Here is a 12,610-nt window from a genome sequence, read left to right as displayed (position 1 = left end):
GCGGTTAAGTGTTATCCGGTGCTCGCTTGCCTGACCGGCTTGAGCCGCCTCAGCGCAATGGCTTGAGTGTATCGATCGGCCAGCGCGGATGGGCTTTGACACTCAAATCCATGATTTCCTGATTTTTCAGGCGCTGCATCCCGGCATAGGCAATCATGGCACCGTTATCGGTACAGAACTCAGTACGCGGATAAAAGACTTCGCCGCCCAGTTTTTCCATCAGGGTCGCCAGCTCGGCACGCAAGTGTTTGTTGGCGCTCACGCCGCCGGCAATCACCAGACGCTTAAAGCCGGTTTCTTTCAGGGCGCGCTTACATTTGATTGCCAGGGTGTCCACCACGGCTTCCTGAAACGCATAAGCAATGTCTGCCCGGGTCTGCTCATCATCATCGTTGCCACGAATGGTGTTGGCCGCAAAGGTTTTCAGGCCGGAAAAACTGAAATCCATGCCCGGACGGTCCGTCATCGGACGCGGGAAAGTAAAGCGGCCAGCCGTGCCTTTATCGGCCAGTTTTGACAGCAGCGGTCCGCCGGGATAATCCAGCCCCATCAGTTTGGCCGTTTTATCAAAGGCTTCACCGGCGGCATCATCAACCGACTCACCCAAAATGCGGTATTCGCCAATCCCTTTGACTTCCACCATCATGGTGTGACCGCCGGAAACCAGCAGCGCCACAAACGGAAACTCAGGGGGATTGTCTTCCAGCATGGGTGCCAGCAAATGGCCTTCCATATGGTGTACCGCCACCGCTGGCAAATTCCAGGCATACGCCAGACTGCGGCCTATGGTCGCTCCCACTAACAGGGCGCCGACCAAGCCGGGGCCTGCGGTATAAGCAACGCCATCCAGATCCGCCGGGGTTAAACCCGCATCGGCCAGCGCCTGCTTGATCAGCGGGATGGTTTTTTTGACATGGTCCCGTGAGGCCAGTTCAGGTACGACGCCACCATAATCGGCGTGCAGCTTCACTTGGCTGTACAACTCATGAGCCAGCAGGCCTTTCTCATCATCGTAAATCGCCACGCCTGTTTCATCACAGGACGTTTCGATGCCCAGGATACGCATATCAACCTCTATACTTATATACTTACAAACCGAAAGCCGAAGCCGGTGCGGAACATCGGAGGGGCATGTTACCGCTGTTGACAGAATTTCACCAGTTCTGACTTGCAGAATGCTTTACAAATGACCCCGGATCAGATTAGAATTTCGCACCATTTTTAATCAGCTGATAATTTTGATCATCAGCGTTAATCGAATCACTCTGAGGTGAGTATTACATGCCAGTAGTCAAAGTACGTGAAAACGAACCGTTCGACGTAGCTCTACGTCGTTTTAAGCGCTCTTGCGAAAAAGCAGGTATCCTTTCTGAAGTTCGCCGTCGTGAGCACTTCGAAAAGCCAACAACTGTACGTAAGCGCGCTAAAGCAGCGGCTGTTAAGCGTCACCTGAAAAAATTGGCTCGCGAAAACGCACGTCGCGTTCGTCTGTACTAATTTACAGATAACAAGGACAGCGTAATGGCCCTAATCGAAAGTATAAAGAACGAACAAAAAGCAGCCATGAAGGCGAAGGACAAAGCTCGCCTGGGTGCTATCCGTCTTGTTCTTGCTGCCATCAAACAACGTGAAGTCGACGAGAAGATCACTCTGACCGACGACGACATAGTGGCAGTACTGACGAAAATGGTAAAACAGCGTCGTGACTCTGTGGCTCAGTATGAAGCCGCAGGCCGTCAGGATCTGGCCGATGTTGAGCATGCTGAAATCGCCGTACTGGAAGAATTTATGCCTCAGCCGCTGAGCGACGACGAAGTTGCCGCTCTGCTGGAAGACGCTATCGCCAGCACCGGTGCCAGCACTATGCAAGACATGGGTAAACTGATGGCTGTGCTTAAACCACAGCTGCAGGGCCGCGCCGATATGGGGAAAGTTAGCCAATTGGTCAAAGCCAAACTCGGTTAAAACTGCCCCAACTCTACAGCAAGCCGTGCTATCCTCTCGGGAATGCGCGGCTTGTTTGTATCTCTTCCCAGTTAATTTCAGGTAACACTCATTGTATGGCAGGAAAGATCCCTCGTTCATTCATCGATGACCTCATCTCACGGCATGACATAGTCGATGTAATTGATGCGCGGGTGAAACTCAAAAAGCAAGGCAAGAACTACGGTGCCTGCTGCCCTTTCCACAATGAGAAAACCCCGTCTTTTTCTGTCAGTCCCGATAAACAGTTCTACTATTGCTTTGGGTGCGGTGCAAAAGGCAACGTACTCGATTTTGTGATGGAGTTCGACCGGCTGGACTTTGTGGATGCCATCGAAGAACTGGCATCTCAGCTTGGCCTTGAAATTCCGCGCGAACAAGGCACCAGTGGCCAGAGCAGCATCAAGCGACAAGAGAAACAAAGCCTTTATGACCTGATGGGTCAGGTCGCCCAATATTATCAGTCGCTGTTGCGTCAGAGCGATGCGCAGGTGGCGATTAACTACCTGAAAGGACGCGGCCTGTCTGGCGAGATCGTCAAACAGTTCGGCATCGGCTATGTGCCTGACCAATGGGATCTGGTGCGCAGCCGTTTTGGCCGCAACGAGCAGGCACAGCAAGATTTAGTCAGCGCCGGCATGCTGATCGAAAACGAGCAAGGCCGTCGCTATGACCGTTTCCGTGGCCGGATTATGTTTCCGATCCACGACCGCCGCGGCCGGGTGATCGGGTTTGGTGGCCGGGTACTGGGCGAAGGTACGCCCAAGTATCTCAACTCACCGGAAACACCGATTTTTCACAAAGGCCGCGAGCTCTACGGTTTGTATCAGGTGATGCAAACCTACCGGGAACCTGAACGTGTTCTGGTCGTCGAAGGCTATATGGATGTAGTGGCCCTGGCGCAATACGGCGTCGACTATGCCGTCGCCTCACTGGGCACCTCGACCACAGGGGAGCACATTCAGACCCTGTTCCGGCAAACCGGTACTGTGGTGTGCTGTTATGACGGTGACCGCGCCGGTCGCGATGCGGCCTGGAGGGCGATGGAGCAGGCACTGCCCTACCTGACTGACGGCCGCCAGCTGAAATTTATGTTCCTGCCCGACGGTGAAGACCCGGACAGTTTCGTGCGTCAGCATGGCAAAGAAGCCTTTGAGCAGGCCATCACACAGGCGATGACCCTGTCTGATTTCCTGTTCACCACCCTGCTGCAACAGGTGGATACCAGCAGCCGGGAAGGCAAAGCCAAGCTCAGTACGCTGGCTGTGCCACTGATTGACAAAGTGCCGGGCGGCACCCTGAGACTATACTTACGGAAAGTTTTAGGACAAAAACTCGGTCTTCCTGATGAAGAGCAGCTCAAACAGCTGATCAGCGAACACGGAGACAGCAAGCCGGTAAGAATGGCACAGCCCGCCATCAAGCGTACGCCGATGCGCATCGCGATTGCGCTGCTGTTGCAAAACCCGGGCTTTGCCAATGAACTGGGTTTGAATACCCATGACTTCGCCGGCACAGAGCTGGCTGGCTTAAAATTATTATTGAAAATAGTTGATAAATGTCGACTTCATCCCAATATCACAACTGGACAGTTGCTAGAAGATTGGCGTGAGACCGAGCAAGCATCGCTGATGGCCCGTTTGGCCAGCTGGGAAATACCGCTCGGCAGCGATGAAGACAGTTTACACACTGTATTTTTTGACGCGATGGATAAAGTTATCGATCAATGCGTCACACAACAAATTGAGAAGTTGCAGGCTAAATCGAACACCGTCGGCTTATCAGTCGAAGAGAAGCGGGAGCTTCAGCTATTGCTGTTAAATCGCCCCGTCTAAAAAGTAGTCAACAATTCTGACATTTGTTATAATTACTGGTTTGCATTTCTGCATCCTTTTTTCTCACTCAGACCCTAAGTTGGATATCGTCTATGGAGCAAAATCCGCAGTCACAGCTAAAGTTGCTTGTTGCCAAAGGCAAAGAGCAAGGTTATCTGACCTATGCCGAAGTTAATGACCACCTGCCAGAAGACATTGTTGACTCTGATCAGGTTGAAGACATTATTCAGATGATCAACGACATGGGTATTAAGGTGGTGGAAACCGCCCCTGATGCCGATGAACTCATGATGACTGAAGATAACGCCGATGAAGACGCCATTGAAGCGGCGGCTCAGGCATTATCGAGCGTAGAAAGCGAAATCGGCCGTACCACTGACCCGGTTCGTATGTACATGCGCGAAATGGGTACAGTTGAGCTGTTGACCCGCGAAGGCGAAATCGACATCGCTAAACGCATCGAAGATGGTATCAATCAGGTTCAGTGTTCTGTTGCTGAGTACCCGTCAGCAATCTCGCATCTGCTTGAGCAGTTTGACAAGGTTGAAGCAGAAGAGCTGCGTCTGACTGATATCATTTCAGGCTTCGTGGATCCTAACGAAGAAGAGACAGCCGCTCCGACAGCCACGCACATCGGTTCCGAGTTAAGTGAAACTGATCTTGAAGATGAAGACAAAGATCTTGAAGACGATGACGACGATTCAGAAGAAGAAGACGACGGCAGCATCGATCCGGAAGTGGCACGCGAGAAGTTCAAAGAACTGCGTATCTCTTACGAAAATATGGCCAAAGCCATCGATGCCAATGGCCGTCATCACCCGGACACTGAAGTCGCTATTGCCGAGCTGTCTGAAATTTTCAAACAGTTCCGTCTGATCCCGAAACAGTTTGACCGTCTGGTCAGCTCACTGCGTGATTCCATGGATAAGGTGCGTACCAATGAGCGCCTGATCATGCGTATGTGTGTCGACAACAGCAAAATGCCGAAGAAGACCTTCGTACAGCTGTTCAGCGGTAATGAATCTTCTTCTGCGTGGATCGACGAAGCACTAAACTCAGGCAAACCGTATGCCGAGCGCCTGAAAAACTACGAAGAAGACCTGCGTCGTGCCTCGCTGAAGCTGCGCATACTGGAAGATGAAACCGGCCTGTCGATTGAGCGTATCAAAGACATCAGCCGCCGTATGTCTATCGGTGAAGCCAAAGCACGCCGCGCCAAGAAAGAAATGGTTGAGGCCAACCTGCGTCTGGTTATTTCTATCGCCAAGAAATACACCAACCGTGGCCTGCAATTCCTGGATCTGATCCAGGAAGGTAACATTGGTCTGATGAAAGCGGTCGATAAATTTGAATACCGTCGCGGTTACAAGTTCTCGACTTACGCCACTTGGTGGATCCGTCAGGCAATCACACGTTCAATCGCAGATCAGGCACGTACGATTCGTATCCCTGTTCACATGATCGAAACCATCAACAAACTGAACCGTATCTCTCGCCAGATGCTTCAGGAGATGGGCCGTGAACCACTGCCGGAAGAACTGGCTGAACGCATGCAAATGCCGGAAGACAAGATCCGCAAAGTGCTGAAGATTGCCAAAGAGCCAATCTCGATGGAAACCCCAATCGGTGATGATGAAGATTCACATCTGGGTGATTTCATTGAAGATACCACGCTGCAACTGCCAATGGACTCTGCCACCGCAACTAATCTGCGCATGGCAACTAACGAAGTTCTGGCTGGCCTGACGCCACGTGAAGCCAAAGTACTGCGTATGCGTTTTGGTATCGACATGAACACCGACCATACACTGGAAGAAGTAGGCAAACAGTTTGACGTTACCCGTGAGCGTATCCGTCAGATCGAAGCCAAAGCCCTGCGTAAACTGCGCCACCCAAGCCGTTCCGACGTGCTGCGCAGCTTCCTGGACGAGTAAGCCACTCACCAGAAACACTACATCACAAAGCGGGCTAAACAGCCCGCTTTTTCTTTGCCCGCCGTACATGCGACCTCGCTCACACCCCTTGCCACTCAAGGGCTTGCCCTGCATTTAACTGCCTAAGAAACAAACAAAACTTGCCCCATAGCAGGTAGACAATGCCCCACCCATCCCATATAATCGGTGGCACATTTGGCCCCTTAGCTCAGTGGTTAGAGCAGGCGACTCATAATCGCTTGGTCCCCAGTTCAAGTCTGGGAGGGGCCACCAGATACAGAGAAGCCGGAACAGTGAAAACTGCTCCGGCTTTTTTATTCATTAAACAATTCATAACTCTCATTTGCAGTCATTTCGATATCATATGGTTGTAGCCTCAAAACTATGTTAAAAAACTTGCTGATACCCGACAAATCAGTAACATATCCAAAACATCATTTCGGCTAACTATCATGAGTTTATTAGCAGGTATTCCAGAATTAAAATTAGATGCCATAGTACAAGAGATTAAATATATCATCGACAAAGGAATCAATGAGAACAACCGAATAATTTTCCTTTGTGGTGCAGACAAAAATGATAGAGAAAGCCTTCGTTTCAAATTTTCTAAAGTTCTAGAAAGTCAGCGCCGTTATGAGCTTACTTATCCAGAAGATTTGTTTGAAGACCTTTTAGAAGGGCAGGGTGAGAACAGCTTACTTTCATTAGAGGAGCAACTTGCTGAAGCAGTAGATTTAATAGCTTTAATTCCTGAAAGTCCAGGTTCGTTCGCAGAATTAGGTGCATTTTCTACTCAAGAATCACTTGCAAGTAAAACAATAGTTTTTAGAAACTCAAAATTTAAGTCGCATAAAAGCTTCATTAATCATGGGCCAATAAGGCTGATTAAGAAACATCAAGGAACAGTAGTAGACATCCCTCCCGATTTTGATAGTGCAACACCAGAACATAGCCAATTATTGATAACATCTATTAAACATAAGATTGGAACAAGAAGAAAAAAGAAAAAAATAGATAATTTACTTGCTTATCCGAGTCAAATACTGCTTCTTGTCTATCTAATTGATGGGTTAACTACAAATTCAATTGAAAAGTTAATGATAAGAATACATGCTAAAGAAAAAACAACAGCGAAAGACAAGTTAGCGTACAAAGCTGCTTTACATTCACTTCTTAGAAAAAGTCATATACAACGACTAGACTCACATTATTTGATCACAGAGCTAGGCTACAAGTATATTAATGACAAGTATCACTATATTTCAAGAATTATGGCTCTCAGAATAAAGTTAATGAACATGCAAATGCAAGTAACCTAGACATTTAGACTGATTATTGTTAGATTTAGTTAGCTGGCTTCTAAGCAGAAACGATGTCCTAAACCAAAGGCCTTATCGGTATTTGACAGAGTTTAGCGGATAGAGATTTCTCTACGCCCCCTTCGAAGCTTTAACGTTGGCAGGATGATCAAGCCGTACACTTGCTTTCTCAGCAATTGTACGTCTTGTACTTCCTGCTGAGAGCTTCGCTCCCCAAACACTCCTTTTCGTCGTGTTTGGGTATCTTAGCACTAACTAAGTCGTTAGAAGCCAGCAACTTAATTCTTTAAGAAAATGACATGAAGCGAACTGATAAGAATATTATGGTTAAAAGTTCCGACAGTGGTTTATACACACAACGTCTGTTAGCCCTTCCTGTATTACAAGACGTTGATGATCTGGCAAAATTAATACGAGTTACTCCAGAACTTATATGCAAATATGTTTCTAACAATAAACACCACTACTTCCAATTTAAAGAAGAGAAAAAAACACCTGGTCAATTTAGAGATATAAGTAAGCCAAATCAAGAGCTTAAAGCAATTCAACGTTGGATACTTCGGAATATTCTCGATAAGTTAAAACCATCACCTTACGCAAAAGGATTTATACGTGGTCAAAATCTTACTGCGAATGCAAAACCTCACGAAGGCAAGCAGTACGTTTTAAATATTGATTTGAAAGATTTTTTTTCATCGGTGCCTGCTAAAAACGTATGTACACTATTCAAGTCATTAGGTTATTCTCCACTCTTATCATTCCAGTTAGCTAATATCTGTACATTAGAGGGTAGCTTGCCACAAGGCGCTCCAACCTCGCCATCACTTTCAAATTTAGTAACAATCAGACTTGACTACAGAATAGGGAAATATTGCGAAAAATTTGCTCTAACCTATACCCGTTACGCTGATGACATAACTATCTCTGGAAATAAGTTATCGATAATAAAGAAAGCGAGGTCTATGGTTTCTAAAATTCTTTCCGAAGAAGGTTTCACTATCCACCCAGTAAAAAATAAACTTTCTGGCCCAAGAGTTCGTAGAGAGGTTACTGGACTAGTTGTAAATGAAAAACTTGGGATCGGTAAAAAAAAGTTTAATTACTATAGAACAAAGATGTTTCTATTAAAAAAGAATCAAGACCCGAGTTTTGAATCAATCTGTATAGGAATAATCGCGTACGTTAAAAGTGTCGACAAAATAAAAGCAAACAAGCTAATTGATTATTACAAAAAATTACAAGGGAACACTTCAAAAATTTCTTTAGTTATTTAGCCACTTTAAATAATCGTTATATACAAGAAACACATTTAGATAACAAATACCAAAATTAAATTTCAATCCATAAACTTTACCTAGTGATTAAATACTCTCATTCATGTGATTAAATATCAGAAACACCTCTCTTTAAAAATAAAAAACTTACCAGATCAAAAAACAAAACAAAACAACTATCAATATACTACCTTCGAATAGTTACTAATTAATTACATACATAATTAGACCATATTTTAAAAAGATAGCACCCCACATTTCGCCCATCACCGAAGTATCCTTTTTTCACCACGCTATATTGAGCCCGACACTGACATTCAGAAGGATAAAACAATGATCGCGGTTCTTTTTGAAGCGACAGCCGTGCCTGAAAAGCAGGCTCGCTACTTCGAGCTGGCTGAACAGTTGAAGCCGCTGCTGAGCCATGCTGAGGGGTTTATTTCTGTTGAGCGCTTTCAAAGCCTGACCCATCCAGAAAAATTTCTCTCGCTGTCATGGTGGGAGAACGAGCAGGCCATTTTGCAATGGAAGCACAATATGCTGCACCGGTCAGCTCAGCAGGAAGGAAAGGAGTCCATTTTCTCTTTTTATCGCATTCAGGTGCTCAGCCTGATCAGAGAATATTCATCATCCCAGTAAGCAAGGAAGCCATCGCTATGTATGACATTCATGTCGTTTTGAAGAATATACCGGGAGAGCTTGCGCGGTTAGGTGAAACACTCGGTGCAAATCACATCGGTTTGGAGGGTGGCGGCGTATTTTCCGTCAACCAGCAAAGTCACGCCCACTTTTTGGTGGAAGATGGCGAAAAAGCCAGAGCGGTACTCATCGAACAGGGTTTTGAGGTCATCAATATCTGCAGGCCGCTGATTCGGAAACTCAGGCAGGAACAGCCGGGCGAATTAGGCGCTATTGCCAGAGTGCTGGCTGATAGTGGCGTCAACATCATCACCCAATACAGCGACCACGCAAACCGTTTGATCCTCATCACTGATGACTATAAGGTTGCAGAAAAAGCAACCCGTCACTGGATGGTCTGATTGTGAAACCTCACCCGCAAGTCCCGCAGGAACAGGAAGAATTTCAGCTGGAGTTATCCATGGCAGCCCTTGCGGCTGCTATGTCTGATGCGTCACGGATGAAAATTCTTTGTGCGCTGATGGATGGCCGCGCCTGGACAGCCACTGAATTAAGCGCTGTGTCTGATATCGCACCGTCAACCACCAGCGCGCACTTGTCACGGTTGCTGAAAGCCAATCTCGTCACTTGTTTATCGCAAGGGCGTCACCGGTATTTTCGTCTCTACAGTGCCAGTATTGCCGCCCTGCTTGAAAATATGATGGGGGTTTCGTTTGGCGCGATGCAACCACCAAAAACACGGGTGCCGGCCGAATTACAACGGGCACGAACCTGCTACGACCATCTGGCAGGCGGAATCGCCGTCGGTATTTACGATTACCTTTTCGCGAATGCATGGATTACCAACGACGGCAATGCGTTAACTCCCTTAGGTAAGGCGCAGTTCAGTCAATTAGGTGTCATGCTCGATGCAAAGACCAAACGTAAAAAGTGCTGCGCATGTTTAGACTGGAGTGAGCGAAAATTTCACCTTGGCGGCCATGCCGGGGCGGCACTTTTTCAGTGCTTTGAGCAGCAAGGATGGATAGAAAAAGTGCCGGGATACAGGGAAGTTACAGTGACAGCAAAAGGCCAGGCGGCTTTCAGCCAGTATTTTGGCTTGGCTAACGTTCTAAACTAAACACGCAGATTGCCGTGGAGTCTCCAACTTTCTTCTTTTAAAATTCTCTCTTCTTTTCAAATTAAAGTATCAGATCTAGTCTGAACTAATACAGTTTACAGTACTGACGTTTATCATCTGCCTGAGCCTGCATTTGATATGTGCTGATATCGGTTTCTGATAACACAGCCGTGAGCATGAAACATTACGGCCACTGTAGGCAACATAGTTTCCAGCCCTATCAGCGCTAACATTGAAAATCAGGTAGCAAAATGGATAAGCAACCAGAACAGCATCAAAACAAAGTTTTCATCGGCAATATGGTGGAATCCGCGATCCGTATCGGCTTACTGCTGGTACTACTGATGTTCACGTACGACATCATCAGGCCATTTATCATTCCTGTGATCTGGGGGGCCATTATCGCTGTCGCTCTGATGCCACTGACGTTGAGAATCCAGCGATGGTATGGCAATCGCCGCGGATTAGCAGCCACAACCGTTGCCCTGTTGGGTATTGTGCTATTAGTGACGCCGTTAGTGATGATCTCGGTTTCCGTCTACCACGCATCAATCCAGATACTGGAGACGCTGCAACAGGGTCAGGTGACTCTTCCGGGGCCAGACAGCAGGATTGCGGATATTCCGGTTATCGGCGATAAGCTGTTCGACCTGTGGAGTATGTTCGCCAGTAATCTGGAAAAAGCCATTCAAACCTTCCTGCCGGAAATCAAGTCTGCACTGTCCGCTTTAATTGGTGTGCTGGGCGGTGCGTTGGGCGACATGCTGATATTCATCCTATCGCTGGCTATCGCTGCCGGTTTTATGACTTACTCAGAAAAAATTACCGCCTCGTTAAAGACCATTGCAGTGCGCGCAGCAGGTACTAACGCCAGCCATTGGACTTCACTGATTGCCGCAACGATCAAAAGCGTCTTACTTGGGGTTGTTGGTGTGGCAGCCATTCAGGCGCTACTGATTGGTGCCGGTTTCTTTGTTTTTGGCGTCCCGGCGGCTGGCCTGCTGACGTTCCTCCTGATCATTTTATGTATCGCCCAGTTGCCGGCTCTGATAGCCGTTCTGCCCGTGATCATTTACATGTACCTGACCCAGGACGCCACCACAGCAACACTGTTTACCGTCTGGGTCGGTATCGGTTCGCTGTCTGACAACGTGCTCAAACCTATGTTGATGGGCCGCGGAGTAGCTGTACCTATGCCCATCATACTGATAGGTGCAATTGGCGGCATGATGTATTACGGCATGACCGGCCTGTTCCTCGGCGCAGTCATTCTGGCTATCTGGTATGAACTGTTTGTTTTTTGGATCAAGTTAGAGAAGCAGGAAGCAACAGAAGCCAGTATATCCCCTCAGCAAGACGCCATAAGTTCAGAGAAATCTGACACATAATGGATTTCTATATCACGCTGAGAACACGTAAGTTTTGCAAAACGGCAGCCGTACGCTGATGTGTCTGGAGTTCTTCGACTTCCGATTTGAACTGAGATTGATATCGAAAAATGTGTGATTAAGCCACCCAAAATACGGGACTGACCCAACAAAATGGGCGCTGTATTTTTCATCATGTTCCAAAAAATGAGTCACTGTAAACCATAGCCTCCTCCAAAAAGCGATTTCAGGTTGATTATACTTGGGCAATGAAATGCACTTCCTGAGGGTATGATGCAAGCACTGAACATAGCCCGCTTGCTGGCCGCTTGGTTCATTCTTTATCTTGCGACCGGATATATTTCATTATTTTTAGATGATCCGGTCAGCCGGGTTTCCTACGTCTGGTTTCCGGCAGGGGTTGCCGTGAGTGCCTTTTTACTGACCGGACGCTCCTACTGGCCCGCACTTTTCCTGACACTCTTTGCCGCCCGCCTGCTGCTTGATGTCACACTGCGCCATTCCTTGGAAACCTCGCTGCTTCATGCTGCCATTTCACTGTGCAATGATATTGCCATTGCATACTGCGTGATTCGTTTTGGACGCCCGAATGATCGCTTACACCGCATGCTGATCTGGCTCATCGCGACTTTCAGCCTGAGTGCGCTGGCCGCCGTGCCGGGCGCTGGCTGGCTGGTTTTACGGCAAGGGCTGGATTTCAGCCAGACATTCGGAATCTGGTGGTCGGCCAATGTGATCGGCGTTATTTTGTTCACGACCATCGTCATGGGGCTGATCTGGAAGCCGGAGCCTGCTTCTGTGACTCAGAAGGGCCTGGCTGTTGTTCTGTGGTTGCTGCTGTGTGTCAGTACCTGGTTTGTCTTCCATCAGAGCGTTGACAACCCGAGAGGGGCTGCCCTGCTCTTCGGCTTTGCCTGTCTCCCAGTCACGCTGATGATTCTGATCCCCGTGCTGACCGGGAGCCGGGTTGGCGCCTTTTCGCTGCTCTGCTTCAGCAGCATAGTGATCTATTACTCCTGGCAGCAGACCGGGCCTTTTTTTAGGTTCATCTCGGATTAGCGGGAAACAGATACGAAAAACGGTTGGATAAGTTATCGTGTAATCGCCAAACAACACTA

12 protein-coding genes and 1 tRNA gene are annotated in these 12,610 nt (G+C 47.8%); 12 read left to right on the top strand and 1 reads right to left on the bottom strand.

Annotated elements, in window-relative coordinates; translation table 11 throughout:
- Nucleotides 1–49 precede the first annotated feature (49 nt).
- Nucleotides 50–1,066, bottom strand: a complete 1,017-nt coding sequence (gene tsaD, locus Q4491_RS02805) for a tRNA (adenosine(37)-N6)-threonylcarbamoyltransferase complex transferase subunit TsaD (protein ID WP_192015451.1) — start codon at nt 1,064–1,066, stop codon at nt 50–52.
- Nucleotides 1,067–1,281: 215 nt separating this feature from the next.
- Here tsaD and rpsU point away from each other — a divergent pair, with 215 nt between their 5' ends.
- The 12 genes from rpsU to Q4491_RS02745 all read left to right on the top strand — a co-directional run bounded on the left by rpsU (nt 1,282) and on the right by Q4491_RS02745 (nt 12,551).
- On the top strand, nt 1,282–1,497 hold the full coding sequence (gene rpsU / locus Q4491_RS02800) for a 30S ribosomal protein S21 (RefSeq protein WP_002537656.1): 216 nt from the start codon (nt 1,282–1,284) through the stop codon (nt 1,495–1,497).
- Nucleotides 1,498–1,521: 24 nt separating this feature from the next.
- Complete coding sequence (locus Q4491_RS02795; RefSeq protein WP_027251933.1) at nt 1,522–1,965, top strand: GatB/YqeY domain-containing protein; 444 nt, start codon at nt 1,522–1,524, stop codon at nt 1,963–1,965.
- 95 nt (nt 1,966–2,060) lie between these two features.
- Nucleotides 2,061–3,818: a DNA primase gene (gene dnaG / locus Q4491_RS02790; RefSeq protein ID WP_303454334.1), complete on the top strand. Its 1,758-nt coding sequence runs from the start codon at nt 2,061–2,063 to the stop codon at nt 3,816–3,818.
- Nucleotides 3,819–3,910: 92 nt separating this feature from the next.
- Complete coding sequence (gene rpoD / locus Q4491_RS02785) at nt 3,911–5,752, top strand: RNA polymerase sigma factor RpoD (protein WP_303454331.1); 1,842 nt, start codon at nt 3,911–3,913, stop codon at nt 5,750–5,752.
- A 197-nt stretch (nt 5,753–5,949) separates the two neighbouring features.
- Nucleotides 5,950–6,025, top strand: a tRNA-Ile gene (locus Q4491_RS02780).
- 179 nt (nt 6,026–6,204) lie between these two features.
- The gene (locus Q4491_RS02775) at nt 6,205–7,071 is read left to right on the top strand and encodes a retron St85 family effector protein (RefSeq protein ID WP_303454328.1); all 867 of its coding nucleotides are present in this window, start codon (nt 6,205–6,207) and stop codon (nt 7,069–7,071) included.
- A gap of 299 nt (nt 7,072–7,370) precedes the next feature.
- Nucleotides 7,371–8,345, top strand: coding sequence for a retron St85 family RNA-directed DNA polymerase (locus Q4491_RS02770; protein ID WP_303454325.1), 975 nt, complete (start codon nt 7,371–7,373; stop codon nt 8,343–8,345).
- Between the two features lie 333 nt (nt 8,346–8,678).
- Nucleotides 8,679–8,984 carry an antibiotic biosynthesis monooxygenase gene (locus Q4491_RS02765; protein ID WP_303454321.1) on the top strand — a complete coding sequence of 102 codons (306 nt, stop codon included), beginning with the start codon at nt 8,679–8,681 and terminating at the stop codon, nt 8,982–8,984.
- A gap of 17 nt (nt 8,985–9,001) precedes the next feature.
- Entirely contained in the window at nt 9,002–9,385 is a 384-nt protein-coding gene (locus Q4491_RS02760) for an amino acid-binding protein (RefSeq protein ID WP_303454319.1), read from the top strand.
- A 59-nt stretch (nt 9,386–9,444) separates the two neighbouring features.
- Entirely contained in the window at nt 9,445–10,104 is a 660-nt protein-coding gene (locus Q4491_RS02755) for an ArsR/SmtB family transcription factor (RefSeq protein ID WP_368393373.1), read from the top strand.
- A gap of 251 nt (nt 10,105–10,355) precedes the next feature.
- Nucleotides 10,356–11,492, top strand: coding sequence for an AI-2E family transporter (locus Q4491_RS02750; protein ID WP_303454313.1), 1,137 nt, complete (start codon nt 10,356–10,358; stop codon nt 11,490–11,492).
- A gap of 270 nt (nt 11,493–11,762) precedes the next feature.
- On the top strand, nt 11,763–12,551 hold the full coding sequence (locus Q4491_RS02745; protein WP_303454310.1) for an MASE1 domain-containing protein: 789 nt from the start codon (nt 11,763–11,765) through the stop codon (nt 12,549–12,551).
- The last annotated feature ends 59 nt before the right edge of the window (nt 12,552–12,610 follow it).

It is taken from the genome of Photobacterium sp. 2_MG-2023, assembly GCF_030547675.1.
In the GTDB taxonomy this organism is placed as follows: Bacteria; Pseudomonadota; Gammaproteobacteria; order Enterobacterales; family Vibrionaceae; genus Photobacterium; species Photobacterium arenosum.
Note: the sequence above shows the minus strand (reverse complement) of the source record. Positions and strands in the feature narration are given on the sequence as shown.